The sequence below is a fragment of the Microbacterium sp. genome, from assembly GCF_044340635.1.
GTDB lineage: Bacteria > Actinomycetota > Actinomycetes > Actinomycetales > Microbacteriaceae > Microbacterium.
In genome coordinates this window covers 164,259-182,975 of the sequence record NZ_JBIITF010000004.1, presented here as the reverse complement: position 1 = coordinate 182,975, position 18,717 = coordinate 164,259, and the positions used below count along the sequence as shown (strand labels likewise).

The following is an 18,717-nucleotide window of genomic DNA, read 5'->3' as shown; positions in this document are numbered from 1 at the left end:
GTGAGCAAGCTGGCGACGAAAACGCCCCTGCTCGTCTACTTCTCGAGCGTGTCGGGCAACACCGCCCGGTTCATCGAGAAGCTCGGGATGCCGGCGGTCAGAATCCCTCTGCAGGGGGAGTCCACGCCCGTGATCGACGAGCCGTTCGTGCTCGTCACCCCGACGTACGGCGGGGGCAAGGGCCGGGGCGAAGAAAAGGGCGCCGTTCCCAAGCAGGTGATCCGCTTCCTCAACGAGGAGCGCAACCGCCAGCTGATCCGGGGAGTCATCTCCGCAGGCAACACCAACTTCGGTGAGTCATTCGGACTCGCCGGCGACATCATCAGCCGCAAGTGCAACGTGCCGCACTTGTATCGGCTCGAACTGTTCGGCACGCCGGAAGACATCGATCGCGTGAGCGACGGATTGGAACGATGGTGGACACAGCACTAACGGAGACCCCCTTCAAGCAGAACGCGACCTACGACGGGATGGACTACCACTCCCTGAACGCGATGCTGAACCTGTACGGCGCCGACGGGAAGATCCAGTTCGACGCTGACAAGCGCGCCGCGCGGGAGTACTTCCTGCAGCATGTGAACCAGAACACCGTCTTCTTCCACTCCCTCAAGGAGCGTCTCGATTACCTGGTCGAGAAGGAGTACTACGAGCCGGCCGTCCTGGCGAAGTATCCGTTCGAGTTCATCCAGGAGCTCAACGACTTCGCCTACGGCAAGAAGTTCCGTTTCGAGACGTTCCTCGGGGCGTTCAAGTACTACACGAGCTACACGCTCAAGACGTTCGACGGCAAGCGCTACCTCGAGCGGTTCGAGGACCGCGTCGTCATGACGGCGCTCGGCCTGGCCGACGGCGACCAGAAGCTCGCGATGGAACTCGTCGAAGAGATTCTCTCGGGCCGCTTCCAGCCCGCCACCCCGACGTTCCTCAACACGGGCAAGGCGCAGCGCGGAGAGCTCGTGTCCTGCTTCCTGCTGCGCATCGAAGACAACATGGAGTCGATCTCGCGCGGCATCAACTCCTCGCTGCAGCTCAGCAAGCGCGGCGGCGGCGTCGCCCTGCTGCTCTCGAACATCCGTGAGGCCGGCGCCCCGATCAAGCAGATCGAGAACCAGTCCTCGGGCATCATCCCGGTCATGAAGCTGCTCGAAGACAGCTTCAGCTACGCCAACCAGCTCGGCGCGCGTCAGGGCGCGGGCGCGGTGTACCTGCAGGCGCACCACCCCGACATCCTGCGCTTCCTCGACACCAAGCGCGAGAACGCCGACGAGAAGATCCGCATCAAGACGCTCTCGCTGGGTGTCGTCGTGCCCGACATCACGTTCGAGCTCGCCCGCAACGACGAGGACATGTACCTCTTCTCCCCGTACGACGTCGAGAAGGTCTACGGCGTGCCGTTCGGCGACATCTCGGTCACCGAGAAGTACCGCGAGATGGTCGATGACCCGCGCATCAAGAAGACCAAGATCAACGCGCGCGAGTTCTTCCAGACCCTCGCCGAGATCCAGTTCGAGTCGGGCTACCCGTACATCATGTTCGAGGACACGGTGAACGAGGCCAACCCGATCAAGGGCCGCATCAACATGTCCAACCTCTGCAGCGAGATCCTGCAGGTGAACACACCGACGACGTACAACGAGGACCTCTCGTACTCGAAGATCGGCAAGGACATCTCGTGCAACCTCGGGTCGCTCAACATCGCGCTCGCGATGGACTCGCCCGACCTCGGCAAGACGGTCGAGACGGCCATCCGGGGTCTGACCGCGGTGAGCAACCAGAGCCACATCCGCTCGGTCCGCTCGATCGAAGAGGGCAACGACCGCACGCATGCGATCGGCCTCGGCCAGATGAACCTGCACGGCTACCTCGCCCGCGAGCGCGTCTTCTACGGTTCCGAAGAGGGCATCGACTTCACGAACATCTACTTCTACACGGTGCTCTTCCACGCGCTGCGCGCCTCGAACGAGATCGCGATCGAGCGCGGACAGGCCTTCGAGGGCTTCGAGGACTCGAAGTACGCGTCGGGTGAGTTCTTCGACAAGTACACCGAGCGCGCCTGGGTTCCCGAGACCGACAAGGTGAAGGAGATGTTCGCCGGCGTCCACATTCCGACGCAGGATGACTGGACCGCCCTGAAGGCGAAGATCCAGCAGCACGGCATCTACAACCAGAACCTGCAGGCCGTGCCGCCGACCGGTTCGATCTCGTACATCAACAACTCGACGTCGTCGATCCACCCGATCGCGGCGAAGGTCGAGATCCGCAAGGAAGGCAAGCTCGGCCGCGTCTACTACCCGGCCGCGTTCATGACGAACGACAACCTGGAGTACTACCAGGACGCCTACGAGATCGGCTACGAGAAGGTCATCGACACGTACGCGGCGGCGACGCAGCACGTCGACCAGGGCCTGTCGCTGACGCTGTTCTTCAAGGACACCGCCACGACGCGCGACATCAACAAGGCGCAGATCTACGCATGGAAGAAGGGGATCAAGACGATCTACTACATCCGCCTGCGTCAGATGGCCCTCGAGGGCACCGACATGTCGGAATGCGTCAGCTGCACGCTGTAATCCTCCTATTGGATCTGAGAGAAGAACACCGATGAGCGAAAAGCTCCAGCTCCTGGACTCCGTCCAGGCCATCAACTGGAACCGCATCCAGGACGATAAGGACGTCGAGGTGTGGAACCGCCTCGTCAACAACTTCTGGTTGCCCGAGAAGATCCCGCTCTCGAACGACATCCAGTCGTGGAACACGCTCACGCCGCAGGAGCAGCTGCTGACGATGCGTGTGTTCACGGGACTGACGCTGCTCGACACGATCCAGGGCACCGTCGGTGCCGTCTCGCTCATCCCCGACGCGATCACGCCCCACGAAGAGGCCGTGTACACCAACATCGCCTTCATGGAGTCGGTGCACGCCAAGAGCTACTCCTCCATCTTCTCGACGCTCTGCTCGACGAAGGAGATCGACGAGGCGTTCCGCTGGTCGGTCGAGAACCCGAACCTTCAGAAGAAGGCTCAGATCGTCATGGAGTACTACCGTGGCGACAGCCCGCTCAAGCGCAAGGTCGCCTCGACCCTGCTCGAGAGCTTCCTCTTCTATTCGGGCTTCTACCTGCCGATGCACTGGTCGTCGCGCGCCAAGCTGACGAACACGGCCGACCTGATCCGCCTCATCATCCGCGACGAGGCCGTGCACGGGTACTACATCGGGTACAAATTCCAGAAGGGGCTCGAGAGGGTCTCGCAGGCCGAGCGTGACGAGATCAAGGACTACACGTTCTCGCTCATGTACGAGCTCTATGACAACGAGGTGCAGTACTCGCAGGATCTCTACGACGAGGTCGGGCTGACCGAAGACGTGAAGAAGTTCCTGCACTACAACGCCAACAAGGCCCTGATGAACCTGGGCTACGAGGCGATGTTCCCCTCGAGCGTCACGAACGTGAACCCGGCGATCCTGTCGGCGCTCTCGCCGAACGCGGACGAGAACCACGACTTCTTCAGCGGGTCGGGTTCGTCGTACGTCATCGGCAAGGCCGTCGCGACGGAAGACGACGACTGGGACTTCTGACCCCGACATCCGCTCTCCGCTCTTCGCGCCGAAACACCCCTTTTGCGCCGAGACACCCGCCTACGCGGGGTGTCTCGTCACGGAAGGGGTGTTTCGCGCGGCGGCGGGCGCCGTCCGTGTGAATCGCTGCAGGCCGGGCGTTGCTGCTACGGTTTCGCCAAGCTGTGTACGGGGGAATGTGCAGGGGCGGGTAGACAAGCCTGCGCGCGCCGATGATCCACTCCGGCACGCTCCGCTCACATCCTGAAAGGCCCCGCATGACCTACACCGAATCCGCACAGCCCGTTCGCCCCGTGGAAGCAGGCAAGACGCTGGGGATCGTCGCCCTCGTCGCGGTCTTCTTCATCGCGCTGCTCGGGCTCATCCTCGGGTTCGTCGCGCAGTCTCAGAGCAAGGCGGCGGGCGTGCCCAACACGCCCGCTCGCGTGGCCATCATCCTGGGATTCGTGTTCCTCGCGCTGCAGGTCGTGGGAGGCATCCTCGCGCTGCTGTTCTTCCTTCCCTACGCCGGCGTTCAGGTCTTCTGAACGAGCCGACACGCCGACGAATCGGGTGCCGCCGGTCGGTTGGTGGCGGAACCTAGGCTGACCGGGTGAACAGCGTATCGATGTGGTCCATCATCACCGCCGTGCTCGGCGCCGTGCTCATCGTCGTGTCCGTGCTGGCCGACGTGAACGGCGGCGGCGACTGGTGGCACTTCGGTACGGCCATGGGTGCCGGCCTGATCGTCTACGGCCTCGTATCGGGTCTGTCGAACAGGCGCCGCACCCGCGCGTAACGGCGCATACGCTGGGCGGCCTGGCGAAACACCCCGAACGCGTCGAAACACCCCGCGACACAGGGTGTCTCAGCGCAGCAGGGGTGTTTCGTAGCAGCAGGGGTGTTTCGGTGTTGCGGATGGAGGTCAGCGGCGGGTTGAGAACGTCACGGTGAACTTCGACGTGCGGGCGACCTGACGCGTCGGGCCGACGAGGCGCTCCAGCGGCTGGCGGTACTGCAGCGCCGAGTTCCACACCGTCCAGAGCTCGCCGCCCGGGCGCAGCACGCGAGCGGCGTCCGCGAACAGGTGGCGCGCGATCGTCTCGTCGATCGCCGCGCCGCGGTGGAACGGCGGGTTCAGAGCAATGAACGACGCGCTCGCGTCGGGCAACGCCGACAGAGCGTCGTCACGGGCCACGGACATCCGGTCTTCGATCCCGTTGGCGACGGCGGTCGCGCGAGCGGAGGCGACGGCGGCGGATGACTCGTCCGACGCGTAGACGCGCAGGCTCGGATACCGGAGCGCCAGCGTTGCGCCGACGATCCCGTTGCCGCACGCCAGATCGATGGCCGCGTCGTCGTCCTCGCCGGGAATCGTGTCGGGCAGGTTGTCGATCAGGAGCCGCGTGCCGATGTCGAGGCTCGCACCCGCGAACACGCCCCCGAACGCGCAGACGATCACGCCGTCGTGATGCGCGCGCGTGGGGACCGGGTCGTGTCCGTTCTGCGGGGCACGCGCGATGAGCACCCGGGACTTCTGCCGCGCGTGCGAGACGTCGAGCGTCGCAAAATACTCGCGCAGTACGTCGTTCATGCCGAGGCTCATGTGCTTGAGCCGCCCGCCCGCGAACACGACGACGTCGGGCGCAGCGTGAGCGGCGATGAGGCCCGCGATGTCGTGCAGCGCCTCGAGCGAGCGCGGCAGCCGCAGCAGCACCACGCGGGCGCCGCGCACGAGTTCGGCGTCGAGCGGCAGTGCGACGACGGACGCTTCGAGGCCGATCGACCGCGCATTGGCATCGAGCCCGCGCTCGGACGACAGGGGGTCCTGGTGCACGCGGACCACGCCGGGGGAGCCATCCGTCTCGCTCGCGACCGTGAGTGCGAGCGCGCCGTACGTGTCGCCGATGACGACGATGTCCTGCCGCTCGAGGCCCTGTCGCGCGGTGGCGGACTCGTCGAGCAGGAGGCGATCCGCGGCGTCATGCGCGCGCAGGTCGGGGTCGTCGGAATCGGGGAACGGGCGCAGCGTGTCGAGGTCGAGGGTCACCGCACCCACGCTATCCCGGGGAGGACAGCGCGCAGACCAGTCCCGGCGACCATCGCCCCGGTGTCGGGGGCCGGTGGCAGACTGACGCCATGCTGTTCGACGAACTCGCGGCGACGGCCGCCGCGGCGGGTGCCACGCGCTCTCGGCTCGCGAAGGTCGACGTGCTCGCCACCTTCCTTCGCGCGCTCGAGCCCGACGAGATCGTCGCTGCCGTCGGTCTGCTGCTCGGTCGACCCCGGCAGGGCAAGGTCGGCGTGGGGTGGCGGAGCCTGGCGGCGACGCTCGAGACGGCCGCCGCCGCACCGACGCTCACGATCACGGATGTGGACGCCGGGTTCACGCGGCTCGCGGGGGCATCCGGTTCGGGGTCCGCGGACCGACGCGCGATGATCCTGCGCGAGTTGATGGACGCCTCCACCGAGCGGGAACGCGATGCGCTGCGGGGCGCGCTACTCGGCGAGGTGCGAACCGGCGCGCTCGAGGGTGTGCTGACTGATGCGATCGCCCGCGCCGCCGACCGGCCCGTCGCGGACGTGCGCCGTGCGGCAATGCTGTCCGGGGATCTCGCGAGCACAGCGCGAGTCGCCCTGACCGGCACGCCGGAGGACCTCGCGAACACGGGGCTCGTGGTCGGGCGTGCCGTCCAGCCGATGCTCGCGAGTACGGCCCCCTCGATCGCCGAGGCCATCGCGACGGTGGGTGAGGCATCCGTGGAGTACAAGCTCGACGGCGCGCGCATCCAGGTGCATCGGAGCGGTGAGGACGTCCGGATCTTCACACGGAACCTCGCGGACATCACGCACCGTCTGCCCGAGATCGTCGAGGTGGTGCGGAGGATGCCGGTGCGTGAGGTCGTGCTGGACGGCGAGACCCTCGCGCTGGACGAGAACGATGCACCGCGCGCGTTCCAGGACACGATGGCACGTTTCGGCGCAGAAACGGCGCGCGAGGTCGCTCTCCGGCCCTGGTTCTTCGACGTGCTGCACCTCGACGGGCACGACCTGATCGACGAGCCCCTCAACGCGCGGCTGGACGTTCTGGCCGTGATCGCGCCGGACCACCGCATTCCCGGCGAGATCACGGCCGATGCCGAAATGGCCGAGCGAATCGGCCGCGAGGCGCTCGCCGCAGGACACGAGGGCGTCATGGTCAAGGGCATTGATTCGCTCTACGCCGCCGGGCGGCGAGGTGCGAGCTGGGTCAAGGTCAAGCCGGTGCACACGCTCGACCTCGTCGTGCTGGCTGTCGAGCCCGGTTCGGGGCGCCGGTCAGGCATGCTGTCGAACATCCATCTGGGTGCGCTCGACGCAACAGGAGAATTCGGGCCGCCGGGCGGATTCGTCATGGTGGGCAAGACGTTCAAGGGCATGACCGATGAGACGCTCGCGTGGCAGACCGCGCACTTCCCGACGATCGAGGTGCGCCGCGATCCGTACGTACTCTGGGTTGAACCCGTGACCGTCGTCGAGATCGCGATCGACGGCGTCCAGCGTTCGTCCCGCTACCCGGGCGGAGTCGCCCTGCGCTTCGCCCGGGTCAAGGGGTACCGGCCCGACAAAGAACCCCGCGACGCCGATACGATCCAAACGGTGCGCGCGATGCTGCGCGGCTGAATACGCGTACAGGAGGAGACGCATGTCGTTCCAGGCCTATCTCGACGCCGTCGAGACCAAGACCGGGCTCACGCCCGCGCAACTCGTCGCGATCGCCACCGAGAAGGGCTTCGGCCCCGACACCAAGGCGGCACCGATCGTCGAATGGCTGAAGGCCGACTACGGGCTCGGCCGCGGTCACGCGATGGCGATGGTCCACGTCATCACGAAGGGGGATCGGATCGCGTCGAAGCACGTGGGGTCGGGCGGCACACACTCGGATGAGAGCGATCGGCTCTGGCTCGGCGGCAAGGACAGCAAACCCGCCGACTGTTAGCAGTGACAGCTGTGTCGGGCCCGTTCAGAGTGCGACGGGCAGTTGCTGCAGCGTCCACGAGTTGCCGTCGGGATCGTCGAACGTGACGAAGCGCCCCCAGGCCTGGTCATCGACGCCGGATGCCTCGACCCCGACCGACCGCAGATGCGCCAGAGCTTCGTCGGCGTCGGGCACGACGACCTGAATCGTGTTCTGCCGGCCCGGCTCGAGGTCGATTTCGAGGCCGTCCCCGAACGCGATCGAACAGGCCGAACCCGGCGGCGTCATCTGCACGAAGCGCAAGCCCTCGAACGGCACTTGGTCGTGATCGGCGTTGAATCCGATCCGCTCGTAGAACTCCTTGGCACGGTCGACATCCGTCACCGGCATGAAGATCAGCTCGATCTTCCCGTCCATGGCCCAAGTCCTCTCTGCGCACCCCTCCGGATGCCTCACGCCCACGCTATGAAGAATCACGGACATCGAGTGTCCGCATAGCGAACGGATGCCTCGCCCTCGCCATGATGAGATGGAGGTTCGACCCCGAGGAGTTCCACCGTGTTCCGCACCCCGCTCGCTCTGTTCCGTACCCTCGCCATAGCCGAGGCCATCTCGTGGACACTGCTGATCACGGGCCTGATCCTGCGGGCCACGATCGAGCTCGACATCGCCGTCTCGATCGGCGGAGGCATCCACGGGTTCGTGTTCTTGTCGTACGGCGCGACCGCCGTACTGGTTGCCAAGAACCAGCGGTGGCATGTCGTCCCCACGATCGTCGCCATCGCGAGTGCGATCGTGCCCTACGCCACGATCCCGACCGAGATCTGGTTGCACCGCAGCGGTCGTCTGCAGGGTGCCTGGCGCCTCGAAGCGGGCGCCGACCCGCGCGATGGCGCCTGGCACGATCGCCTGATGCGTGCGTTGCTGCGTCGCCCGTGGATCCTCGCCGTGCTGGTCGCGGCGCTCGTGATCGTGATCTTCGTGGTGCTGCTGATCGTCGGCCCGCCGGGTGGCCGCGACTAGGAGCCCTGTTCGCGCCCGTGCTCGGAACCCCCCTCGGCCGCGGCACGCTGATCCGGAGCGACCAACGACCGCGCCAGCACGGTGGAACCCGCGACCGCCGCGGGCATGATGAGCACCGCGCCGAGCGGAATGAAAAAGCACAGCTGCGTCGCGACGCCGAAGCCGAGAGTCCGCGCGCGGTTGCCGCCGAGCAACGCGCGGCGCGTTGCGCGGTCGATACCGCGGGCCGACAACGCCCGTGATGAGAGCTCATCGGCGAGCAGCCACCCGGTCAGCAGGATGCCGCCGACGGCACCCGCGAACCCGCCGACCACGGGAATGAGCCCCAGCAGGCCCGCCGCGATGGCGATCAGGACGCCGCGCACGACGAAGGAGAAGCCGTCGCCGACCGAACGCCAGAATCCATAGGGGGTGTCCGGGGGAGCGTCGCCGAGTTCGCGCTCGGCCGCGCGCCAGATGCGATCGTAGAACGGTTCGCCGATCAGCAGCGTCAGGGCGGTGAACGAGATGGCGATCAGCACGAGCGCGGCCCCCAGCATGGCCGTGCCGACGGCGACACGCAGAACGCCCGCCCAGAGCCCCGGCCATCCGTCCGCGAACGGGGTGACGAATTCGGCGAGCGAGGGAAGCTGGAAAGACAGAGCGACGAGGCCCGCGAACAGGACGATGCCGACGATCGCCGCGGGGACCAGCCCGAGCGCCATGGTGCCCGGAATGCGTCGCCAGTGTGCGAGGCCGCGCCCGAGCATCCGCACACCCGTCAGGAACTCTCGCATCTGACCAGGCTAGGCGCTCCCGGCACGGGTTCTTCGGGCCATGACGCGGCGGGCCCGTGCGGCCCTAGGCTGGGCGGCATGAGCGACCCCCGGTCAGCCACCGTCGAGCCCCCGGTACCGCTGCGGCTGAAGCGCAAGCACGAATCCACGGATCGCAAGGCCGCGGCCCTCCTGCTCATCTTCACGGCGCTCGCGATCCTGTGGGCGAACTCCCCGTGGGGGTATACGTACGAGCAGTTCTGGGACATGCATCTGGATGTCTCGCTCGGTGACATGTCCGTTTCCGCGACGCTCCACGGTGTCGTCAACGACGCCCTGATGGCGTTCTTCTTCTTCCTCGTCGGGCTCGAGGTCAAACGCGAGTTCGCGATCGGTGAGTTGACCGACCCGGCGCGGGCACGAGTACCGATCGCGGCGGCCGTAGCCGGACTCATCCTGCCCGCGCTGATCTTCCTCGCGTTCGCCGCGTCGACTGACTATGCCCATGCGTGGGGCGTGGTGATCTCGACCGACACGGCCTTCCTGCTGGGTGCGCTCGCCATCATCGGTCCGAAGTTCCCCGCGCGCCTGCGCACCTTCCTGCTCACCCTCGCCGTCGTCGATGACGTCGGGGCGCTGCTGGTCATCGGCCTGTTCTACAACGAGGGCATCCGCTGGCTCCCGCTGCTCGTCGCAATCATGCTGATCGGGGCACTCGCGTGCGTGCGCTTGCTGCGCGCGGCGCGGGGCCTGAGTTACGCAGTGCTGGGTGTCGGGCTCTGGATCGCCCTCGCCTACGCCGGGATCCACCCCACGCTCGCGGGGGTCGCCGTGGCCCTGCTCATTCCGGTGTTCGCCCCCCGGCGCGGCGACGTCGAACGCACGGCCGAGCTCACCCAGGCGTTTCGCGAGTCGCCCAATACGTTGTACGCCGCCGCCGTGACGCGGAGCCTGCGAGAGTCCCTCTCGATCAACGAGCGTCTGCAGACCGCGTGGGCGCCGTACATCTCGTTCCTCGTGCTGCCGATCTTCGCGCTCGCGAACGCCGGTGTGCACCTGGACGGCCAGGTGCTCGGGGTGGCGTTCACCTCACCCCTGACCTGGGGCATCATCGTTGCGCTCGTCGTCGGCAAGTTCGTCGGCATTCTGGGTGGCACGGCCCTCGTGCGGGCCTTCGGCGGTGGCAAGCTCGCGCCGGGACTCGGGATGCCTCGGATCGCCGGGGGAGCGGCGCTCTCCGGCATCGGGTTCACCATCTCCTTGTTCATCGTCACGATCGCGATCGATGATGCGGAGGCTCAGGATCTGGCGCGCGTCGGTGTGCTCGCGGCATCCGTGCTCGCATTCCTCGTCGGCTGGGCCATCTTCACGATCGCGGATCGGCTGCAACCGCCCCGCGCCGTCGGTGCGCATCTCGTCCGCCCGGTCGACCCCGAGCGGGACCACATCCTCGGGCCGGTCGATGCCCGCTACACGATCGTCGAGTACGGGGACTTCGAATGCCCGTTCTGCAGCCGTGCGACCGGATCGATCGACGCGGTCTTCGACCGTCTGCCGGGCGAAGTGCGTTGGGTGTTCCGCCACCTCCCCCTCGTCGCGGTGCACCCGCACGCCGAGGACGCGGCGAAGGCCGCGGAGGCGGCGGGGCTGCAGGGCCAGTTCTTCGAGATGGCACGGACCCTCTTCGCGAACCAGAAGGCGCTGACCAAGGAAGACATCCGTGGCTATGCGACCTCGCTCGGACTCGACATGGATCGGTTCGTCGACGACTTCCGGTCGGCCGAGGTGGTGCGCCGCGTGGACGATGATCGGCTGGACGCCGAGATGATGGACCTGCATTCGACGCCGTCGTTCTTCGTGGGTGAGAAGCGGCACATCGGTCCCTACGATTCCGAAAGTCTGATCCGTTCGCTCACCGCGATGGATGACCCCACGACTCCGGGAATACCTGCGGCGCCTCCGCGTTCAACTTGATACGAACGCACTCAACTCCTAAAGTTGAGTGCTCAAGACTCATGTTGATCAGGAGGCCTCGTGCCCAACGACGTCACACCCCCGAACAGCGACGGCTTCGACAGCGGTGCCGGTGCTTTCGACGAATTCCTCTCCCGCTACATGGCGGGTGAGCGCGCTCGCGCGGAGCGGTCGATCGACCTCGCGCGATTCCTCAGCGCGCGCACGCAGGACATCCTGCAGCGCGCGGGACGGTACGCCCTCGAGCGCGGACAGCGCGAGCTCGACGCCCTGCACATCCTTCGCGTGATCGTGGACGAGTCCCCGGCTCGCGAGGCCGTGGAGCGCGTCGGTGCCAGTGCGTCGGCGATCGTGCGCGCGGCCGAGGGGCGCCTGCCCGCCGCGGGTGATCCCGCGTCGGTCGACAGCGCCGTCATCACGTCGTCCGTCCAGCGCTCGCTCTTCCACGCCTTCCAGGTGGCGCGGTCATCCGGGTCCACCTACGTCGACCCCGAGCACCTCTTCTTCGCGCTCGTTCTGGCGCAGGATGCCCCTGCCGGGCAGGTCCTCGCCGAAGCCGGGGTAACCGCCGAAGCCCTCACCCAGGGGGCCCGCGAAACCGTCGGACCGATGGGCGAGACGCGCACCGAACAGGCCGAGACCGAGACTCAGTCCCCGATGCTCGAGAAGTTCGGGACGGACCTCACCGAGCGCGCCCGCGCGGGCCAGCTAGACCCCGTGATCGGTCGTGTCGACGAGATCGAGCAGACCATCGAGATCCTCAGCCGTCGCACCAAGAACAACCCGGTGCTGGTCGGCGAGGCGGGGGTCGGCAAGACCGCGATCGTCGAGGGCCTGGCCCAGGCGATCGTCGACGGCGGGGTCCCGGAGCAGTTGCGCGACAAGCGCGTCATCTCGCTCGACCTGCCCGCCATGCTCTCGGGCACGCGCTACCGCGGCGACTTCGAGGAGCGGCTGACCCAGACGATGGACGAGATCTCGGCCCGGAAGGGCGAGGTGATCGTCTTCATCGATGAGGTGCACACCCTGGTCGGCGCCGGAGGGGGCGGCGAGGGCGCGATGGACGCGGGCAACATCCTCAAGCCCCGTCTCGCGCGCGGCGACGTCCACCTGGTCGGCGCGACAACGCTCAAGGAGTACCGGACGATCGAGAAGGACCCGGCCCTGGAGCGCCGCTTCCAGCCTGTGCGCGTCGGTGAACCCTCCATCGAGGACTCCGTGCTGATCCTGCGCGGACTCCGCCCGGCCTATGCCGAGCATCACGCCGTGGAGTACACCGACGACGCACTGCGTGCGGCCGTTGAGCTGAGCGACCGGTATCTGACCGAGCGCGTGCTGCCGGACAAGGCGATCGACCTGATCGACCAGGCCGGGGCGCGACTGCGCCTGCGGCTCGGCGTGACGGTCGACGTGAGCGCCCTCATCGAGCGGCTCGCGGAGCTCGAGGCCGACAAGAACGCCGCTGTGTCGGCCGAGCACTACGAGGAGGCCTCCCGCATCCGTGACGCCATCGCCGAGGTGCAGCAGCGCATCGACGAGGCCACGTCGCGCACGAGGGCGGGTGCCAGCACCGACGCCGTCGTGGACGAGGCGCAGATCGCGGCCGTGATCAGCCGGGCCACCGGCATCCCGGTGAACCGTCTGACCGAGACCGAGCGCGAGCGCCTCGCCGAGTTGGAGGGCGAGCTGCACGGGCGTGTGATCGGACAGGATGGCGCGGTCGAGGCCGTTGCGAAGGCGGTGCGGCGCAACCGCACGGGCATGGGCGACGCGCACCGACCGATCGGATCGTTCCTCTTCCTGGGGCCCACGGGTGTCGGAAAGACCGAGCTGGCCAAGGCGCTCGCCTCGTCGATCTTTGATGACGAGTCCGCCGTGATCCGCTTCGACATGAGCGAGTTCGGCGAGCGCCACACGGTGTCGCGCCTGGTCGGTGCCCCTCCCGGATACGTCGGCTACGACGAGGCGGGTCAGCTGACCGAGCGCGTGCGGCGGAACCCCTACGCGGTGGTGCTGTTCGATGAGATCGAGAAGGCGCATCCGGATGTCTTCAATCTGCTGCTGCAGGTGCTGGACGACGGTCGCCTGACGGACGGTCAGGGGCGCACGGTCGACTTCCGCAACACGGTGATCGTCATGACCTCGAACATCGGGTCCGAGTTCCTCGCATCGCGGTCGGGCGCCATCGGCTTCATCGCCGACGGCGGCGGATCGACCGGATTCGGAAGCGAGAAGGACCTGCGCGATCGGGTGATGGGAAAGCTCCGTGAGGCGATGCGACCGGAGTTCTTGAACCGGATCGATGAGATCGTGCTGTTCCGCAAGCTCGAGAAGGCCCAGCTGCGCGAGATCGTGAGCCTGATGCTGGGTGCGACCGAGCGCCGCCTGACCGCTCGCGAGGTGTCGTTCGAGGTCTCGAGCGCCGCCATCGACTGGCTCGCCGAGCACGGGTACGAGCCGGAGTACGGGGCGCGGCCGCTCCGCCGCCTCATCCAGCGCGAGGTCGACGACCGCATCGCGGACCTGTTCGTCTCGGGCGCCCTGAGCGACGGGGGAGCGGTGAGCGTGGATGCCTCGGGCGGCGAGCTCGCGGTGACGAGCCTCGCCCTCGCCCAGGCGGCATAACGCCAACCGAACGCACGTGCCGGCACGGAAAACATCCGTGCCGGCACGTGGCGTATCCGGCGTCGGTCTGGCTACGCTTCTCGTGAGATGAAGGGCTTCTCGCGACATGAAGGTCGACCTGAAGAAGCAGCTGGCGGCGTACGGCGCGACGCGCGGCAGCTTCGAGATCGTGACGGTTCCGCCCCTGCGCTACCTCGCGGTCGACGGCGCGGGCGACCCGAACACGGCGCAGGCGTACGCGGATGCGTTGACCACCCTGTATCCGGTCGCGTATGCCCTCAAGTTCCTGAGCAAGCGCGAGCTCGACCGCGACTACGTCGTCATGCCGCTCGAGGCTCTCTGGTGGTCGGACGACATGGCCGCCTTCACCCTCGCGCGGGACAAGACCCGCTGGCGCTGGACCGCGATGATCCTCGTGCCCGACTGGATCGACGACGCCCATGTCGAGGTCGCCGTGCAGCGGGTGCGGGCGAAGGGCGCGGCGCCCGTGATCGACGCGCTCCGGGTGGAGGCCCTCGACGAGGGGCTCTGCGTCCAGACGTTGCACGTCGGGCCCTACGACGCGGAGGGGCCCGTGCTGGAGGCGATGCATGACGACTTCATCCCCGGCCACGGCCTGCGGATGACCGGGAGCCACCACGAGATCTACCTCGGCGATCCCCGCCGCACGGCGCCCGAGAAGCTCCGGACGATCCTGCGGCAGCCCGTCGAGCGGGTCGGCTGAGCTAGACGCCTCGATCGAACGGTCGCGACTCGCCGTGTGCGATCGGCGCGAGCGGCGTGTCGCGACCGTTCGCGCGGTGCCTCGACGGCCGCCGTCGTGGAACACTGAGCACGTGGTGGAACGCGCATCGACAGACCCCGCGGGGATCGCACGTACGGTCGGGCGCGGGGCGCTCGCGGCCCTGTTGATCGGCGCGGGGGTGTCGCACCTCACCTGGGGGCGTCGCGGGTACCGCATCGTCGTGCCGGAGTGGGCCACCCGGATGCTGCGGCTCGACAAAGACGCGATCGTGATCGGCTCCGGGGTCGTCGAGGTGATGCTCGGTGCCGCACTCGTCGTCCTGCCGCGCGAGCGCCGCCGCATCGGTGCGGTCGTCGCGGCCTTCTTCGTCGCTGTGTTCCCGGGCAACGTCCACCAGTGGCGGACCCGCCGCCCGGCACCCCTCATGCGCACAGATCGTGCCCGATTCATCCGGCTGCTGCTGCAGCCCGCGCTCGTCGCCTGGGCGCTCTGGAGCACACCCTCACCCTCCTCCCCATCGCCGTCCCGACCGTCCCCGCGCTCGCAGAAAGGCCGCAGATGAGCACCACCGCATCCTCCCGACACGTCCGCTCCCTCCGCACCGCCGAGGCCCAGCACGACAGCGACCTCGGCAGTATCCGTCGCCTGACCGTCGATGACTTCCCGATCCTGAGACGGCTCTCCATCAAGCGGCTCGTGCTGGCGCCCGGCAGCGTCCGTGAGCCGCACTGGCACGCCAACGCCGACGAGCTCGGCTACTGCCTCGCGGGGTCCGTCCTGGTGTCGATCGTCGAGAACGGCAGCGTCTTCTCGGCGTTCACGATCACGGCGGGGCAGATGTTCACGATCCCCTCCGGGGCCCTGCATCACATCGAGAACATCGGCGACGCCGAGGCCGAGATCGTGGTGGCCTTCTCGAACGAGGCGCCCGAGGACTTCTCGCTGCGCGCGGCGTTCGGCGAGATGTCGAATGCTGTGCTGGGCAACACCTACGGGCTCCCGGCGTCGGACTTCGCAGCCCTGCCCCGCGACACGACCTCTCGCGACATCGTCCGTCGGGAGGGCCCGCCGGTGGTCCCGGACACGGCAGGCTACGGCAACCCGCACAAGTTCGACATCGCGTCGCAAGAGGCACCGCTGCGGCATCCGTTCGCCGCAGTCAAGCTCGCGCGCAGCCAGTACTGGCCCGCTCTGGCGAGCATGTCGATGTACTCGCTGACCATCCGCGACGACGGGATGCGCGAACCGCACTGGCACCCCGGCACCGCCGAGATGGGCTACGTGCACCAGGGACGCGCGCGGATGTCGATCCTCGACCCCGACGGCACCGTCGACACGTACCTGCTCGAGCCGGGCGATTGCTACTTCGTCCCGCCCGCGTACCCGCATCAGATCGAGGTGATCGGGGACGACGAGATCCACTTCCTGATCTTCTTCGATCAGCCGACGCCCGGCGACATCGGCTATCGCGAGTCCGTGTCGGCGTTCTCCCGCCCCGTGCTGGCCGCCGCCTTCGGTGTCGCGGTCGATCAGCTGCCCGCATTCCCGTTCACCCCGGTCGATCCGCTGCTGGTCGAAAAGGTGAACCCGACCGACCCGGTCTGACCCGCCGCGGCCCCACGTCCGGGCGAGGGGCTCCTCATCCAATGTGTAATATGTTGCATTCCCGACCTTCTGGAGAACCATGCCGCTCAGCGACTTCCCGCGTCATCCGCTCACCTTCGGGCCGAGCCCCGTGCATCCGCTCAACCGCTTGAGCGATCACCTCGGCGGCGCGCGGGTGTGGGCGAAGCGCGAGGACGTCTCGAGCGGCCTCGCGTATGGCGGCAACAAGGTGCGCAAGCTCGAATACCTCATTCCCGACGCGATCGCGCAGGGCGCCGACACGCTCGTGTCGATCGGGGGCGTGCAGTCCAACCACACCCGGCAGGTCGCCGCGGTCGCCGCGCACCTGGGCATGAAGGCCGTCCTCGTGCAGGAGAACTGGGTGGACTGGCCCGATTCCGTGAACGACCGGGTCGGCAACATCATGCTCTCGCGCCTGATGGGTGCGGACGTGCGACTGGATGCCTCGGGCTTCGGCATCGGGTTCAAGGACTCGTGGAAGCAGGCGATCGCGGACGTCGAGGCATCCGGCGGCACGCCCTATGCGATCCCGGCGGGGGCGTCGGATCACCCGCTCGGCGGACTCGGCTTCGCCAACTGGGCGCACGAGGTCGCCGCTCAAGAGGCCGAACTCGGCGTCTTCTTCGACACGATCGTCGTCTGCAGCGTCACGGGCTCGACCCACGCCGGCATGATCGCGGGCTTCGCCGACCTGGTCGAGAACTTCGGCGGCCGCGAGCGTCGGGTGATCGGCATCGACGCGTCCGCCAAGATCGACGAGACGCGCGATCAGGTCGCCCGGATCGCGCGGCGCACGGCCGACATGATCGGCGTCGGCCGGGACCTGCGCGACGACGAGATCACCGTCCTCGAGGGGTGGGCGGGGGACTACTACGGCATCCCGGTCGCGTCGACGGACGAGGCCATGCGCCTGACGGGCAGCCTCGAGGGCGTCATCATCGACCCGGTGTACGAGGGCAAGTCGATGGCGGGACTCATCGACCTCGTGTCCTCGGGCGAGATCCCGCGCGACGCGAACGTTCTGTATGCGCACCTCGGCGGCCAGCCCGCGCTGAACGCGTACAGCGGCCGGTACCACTGACCCGGCGCCACTGACCGGTACCACTGACCGCGTGCCGGGTGTTGACTGAGGGGATGGTCGCAACCCACATCGCATCCTCGCCCCCGCGCACGATCGCTCGCTGGGCACTGGGCGGCGCGCTCGCCTTCGCCGGAATCTCGCACCTGTTCTGGGCGCGCACGGAGTTCCAGGCGCAGGTTCCGGACTGGACGACCGAGCGCACTCCTCTCGACAAGGATGCCGTGGTCGTGGCATCCGGAGCCGTCGAAATCATGCTCGGGGCGGCCCTGATCGCCCTGCCGAAAGAGAGGTCGCGCATCGGCCTGCTGCTCGCGGCGTTCTTCGTCGCGGTGCTCCCGGGCAACGTCGAGCAGTACGCCAAGAAGCGCGACGGGTTCGGTCTCGACACCGACCGCAAGCGGCTCGTGCGGCTGTTCTTCCAGCCCGCCCTCGTGGCGTGGGCGTTCTGGTCGACCCGGGCGCGGTAGGTCACTTCGACAGGCTCAGTGACCGCGGCGGTCAGCGCTTGTCGGGAACCAGGCGCACGAGGCGGATGTTGTCGGTCTCGTTCATCTCGACGATCGTGGGGTGCGCCTTGATGAAGTCCGAGAAAGACTTGAAACCGAGCCCCTTCTCGCTGAACGAGGGATCCATCCGCTTGATCAGGTTCTTGATCACCGAGCTGTGCATCCAGTCGGCGTCCGTGCGTTCGTGCTCGAGGCGCAGGGCGCGCTCGAGCAGGTCGGCCGAAGGGTCTTTCGCGGTGCGGCGGCGCTGACGCACGGGAGCATCGGATGCCGGGGCATCCTGTTTCTGCTGCGCCTTGCCGCTCGGGGCGGAGACGCCCGGCAGGGCGTCGTAGGCGTCGAACTGGTCGCACGCCGCCGCGAGCGACTTGGCCGTGGACCCCGCGACGCCGACCCCGACGACGAAGCGGCCGAGCCGCTTGCAGCGCTGGGCCAGAGGTACGTAGTCGGAGTCGCCCGCGACGATCACGACGTGCGTGAGGTCGGGGAGTCGGAACATGTCCTCCACCGCATCGACCGCGAGGCGGATGTCGGCGCCGTTCTTGGCATATGCCGCGGCGGGGAAGAGCTGGACGAGGTCGACGGCGCGTGCCACGAGCTGGCTGCGGTAGACGGCATTGACCGGTGAGGACCAGTCGGCGTAGGCGCGGGTCAACACGAGCGTGCCGAACGATGCCGCGTAGTCGATGATCGCGCCCACGTCGATGACGGCCTGGCTGAGGCGTTCCGCGATCTCGGGCTCGGCCGGGTTCTCGGCGATCCGCTGGCGGTCGCGCCCGTAGGCATTGCGTCCGTGCACGCGGTCGTACCAGGAAATGACGATGTTGTCGAAGTCGAGATAGACCGCGACGCGGCCGTCCTCGGCCACG

19 protein-coding genes are annotated in these 18,717 nt (G+C 67.7%); 15 read left to right on the top strand and 4 right to left on the bottom strand.

The window, feature by feature from the left end; all coding sequences use genetic code 11:
- From nrdI to ACIQ0W_RS05565, 5 genes are all read left to right on the top strand, one after another.
- Positions 1-432, top strand: a complete 432-nt coding sequence (gene nrdI, locus ACIQ0W_RS05585; protein ID WP_396641802.1) for a class Ib ribonucleoside-diphosphate reductase assembly flavoprotein NrdI — start codon at positions 1-3, stop codon at positions 430-432.
- Positions 414-2,570 (top strand): class 1b ribonucleoside-diphosphate reductase subunit alpha, encoded by a 2,157-nt coding sequence (gene nrdE / locus ACIQ0W_RS05580; protein ID WP_396641801.1) that lies wholly within the window; start codon positions 414-416, stop codon positions 2,568-2,570. Before nrdI ends, nrdE begins: the two co-directional genes overlap by 19 nt.
- A gap of 31 nt (positions 2,571-2,601) precedes the next feature.
- Positions 2,602-3,576 (top strand): class 1b ribonucleoside-diphosphate reductase subunit beta, encoded by a 975-nt coding sequence (gene nrdF / locus ACIQ0W_RS05575; protein ID WP_396641800.1) that lies wholly within the window; start codon positions 2,602-2,604, stop codon positions 3,574-3,576.
- Between the two features lie 257 nt (positions 3,577-3,833).
- Positions 3,834-4,103, top strand: coding sequence for a hypothetical protein (locus tag ACIQ0W_RS05570; RefSeq protein WP_396641799.1), 270 nt, complete (start codon positions 3,834-3,836; stop codon positions 4,101-4,103).
- Between the two features lie 65 nt (positions 4,104-4,168).
- Entirely contained in the window at positions 4,169-4,354 is a 186-nt protein-coding gene (locus ACIQ0W_RS05565; protein ID WP_396641798.1) for a hypothetical protein, read from the top strand.
- A gap of 126 nt (positions 4,355-4,480) precedes the next feature.
- Here the strand turns inward: ACIQ0W_RS05565 and ACIQ0W_RS05560 are convergent, their stop codons facing one another.
- Positions 4,481-5,605, bottom strand: a complete 1,125-nt coding sequence (locus ACIQ0W_RS05560; RefSeq protein WP_396641797.1) for a class I SAM-dependent methyltransferase — start codon at positions 5,603-5,605, stop codon at positions 4,481-4,483.
- 89 nt (positions 5,606-5,694) lie between these two features.
- On the opposite strand from ACIQ0W_RS05560, the gene ACIQ0W_RS05555 reads away from it, so the two are divergent.
- Both ACIQ0W_RS05555 and ACIQ0W_RS05550 read left to right on the top strand, forming a co-directional pair.
- Positions 5,695-7,218 carry an ATP-dependent DNA ligase gene (locus ACIQ0W_RS05555; protein ID WP_396641796.1) on the top strand — a complete coding sequence of 508 codons (1,524 nt, stop codon included), beginning with the start codon at positions 5,695-5,697 and terminating at the stop codon, positions 7,216-7,218.
- Between the two features lie 22 nt (positions 7,219-7,240).
- Complete coding sequence (locus ACIQ0W_RS05550) at positions 7,241-7,534, top strand: DUF4287 domain-containing protein (protein WP_396641795.1); 294 nt, start codon at positions 7,241-7,243, stop codon at positions 7,532-7,534.
- A gap of 24 nt (positions 7,535-7,558) precedes the next feature.
- On the opposite strand, the gene ACIQ0W_RS05545 is transcribed toward ACIQ0W_RS05550, so the two are convergent.
- Positions 7,559-7,930 carry a VOC family protein gene (locus ACIQ0W_RS05545; RefSeq protein ID WP_396641794.1) on the bottom strand — a complete coding sequence of 124 codons (372 nt, stop codon included), beginning with the start codon at positions 7,928-7,930 and terminating at the stop codon, positions 7,559-7,561.
- A gap of 141 nt (positions 7,931-8,071) precedes the next feature.
- Between ACIQ0W_RS05545 and ACIQ0W_RS05540 the strand changes: the two genes are divergently transcribed.
- Positions 8,072-8,536, top strand: a complete 465-nt coding sequence (locus ACIQ0W_RS05540) for a DUF3817 domain-containing protein (RefSeq protein ID WP_396641793.1) — start codon at positions 8,072-8,074, stop codon at positions 8,534-8,536.
- On the opposite strand, the gene ACIQ0W_RS05535 is transcribed toward ACIQ0W_RS05540, so the two are convergent.
- A complete protein-coding gene (locus tag ACIQ0W_RS05535) occupies positions 8,533-9,312 on the bottom strand; it encodes an EI24 domain-containing protein (RefSeq protein WP_396641792.1) in 780 nt (259 codons plus the stop codon). The genes ACIQ0W_RS05540 and ACIQ0W_RS05535 overlap by 4 nt on opposite strands.
- A 78-nt stretch (positions 9,313-9,390) precedes the next feature.
- On the opposite strand from ACIQ0W_RS05535, the gene nhaA reads away from it, so the two are divergent.
- The 7 genes from nhaA to ACIQ0W_RS05500 all read left to right on the top strand — a co-directional run bounded on the left by nhaA (position 9,391) and on the right by ACIQ0W_RS05500 (position 17,809).
- Positions 9,391-11,265, top strand: coding sequence for a Na+/H+ antiporter NhaA (nhaA, locus tag ACIQ0W_RS05530; protein WP_396641791.1), 1,875 nt, complete (start codon positions 9,391-9,393; stop codon positions 11,263-11,265).
- Positions 11,266-11,325: 60 nt separating this feature from the next.
- The gene (locus tag ACIQ0W_RS05525) at positions 11,326-13,890 is read left to right on the top strand and encodes an ATP-dependent Clp protease ATP-binding subunit (RefSeq protein WP_396641790.1); all 2,565 of its coding nucleotides are present in this window, start codon (positions 11,326-11,328) and stop codon (positions 13,888-13,890) included.
- A gap of 106 nt (positions 13,891-13,996) precedes the next feature.
- Positions 13,997-14,614 (top strand): GyrI-like domain-containing protein, encoded by a 618-nt coding sequence (locus ACIQ0W_RS05520; RefSeq protein WP_396641789.1) that lies wholly within the window; start codon positions 13,997-13,999, stop codon positions 14,612-14,614.
- 112 nt (positions 14,615-14,726) lie between these two features.
- Positions 14,727-15,197: a hypothetical protein gene (locus ACIQ0W_RS05515; protein ID WP_396641788.1), complete on the top strand. Its 471-nt coding sequence runs from the start codon at positions 14,727-14,729 to the stop codon at positions 15,195-15,197.
- The gene (locus ACIQ0W_RS05510) at positions 15,194-16,240 is read left to right on the top strand and encodes a cupin domain-containing protein (protein WP_396641787.1); all 1,047 of its coding nucleotides are present in this window, start codon (positions 15,194-15,196) and stop codon (positions 16,238-16,240) included. Before ACIQ0W_RS05515 ends, ACIQ0W_RS05510 begins: the two co-directional genes overlap by 4 nt.
- A 79-nt stretch (positions 16,241-16,319) precedes the next feature.
- The gene (locus tag ACIQ0W_RS05505) at positions 16,320-17,342 is read left to right on the top strand and encodes a 1-aminocyclopropane-1-carboxylate deaminase (RefSeq protein WP_396641786.1); all 1,023 of its coding nucleotides are present in this window, start codon (positions 16,320-16,322) and stop codon (positions 17,340-17,342) included.
- A 53-nt stretch (positions 17,343-17,395) separates the two neighbouring features.
- Entirely contained in the window at positions 17,396-17,809 is a 414-nt protein-coding gene (locus tag ACIQ0W_RS05500) for a hypothetical protein (RefSeq protein WP_396641785.1), read from the top strand.
- Positions 17,810-17,840: 31 nt separating this feature from the next.
- Here ACIQ0W_RS05500 and ACIQ0W_RS05495 read toward each other — a convergent pair whose 3' ends face one another.
- Positions 17,841-18,716: an NYN domain-containing protein gene (locus ACIQ0W_RS05495; protein ID WP_396641784.1), complete on the bottom strand. Its 876-nt coding sequence runs from the start codon at positions 18,714-18,716 to the stop codon at positions 17,841-17,843.
- Between the last annotated feature and the right edge of the window lies 1 nt (position 18,717).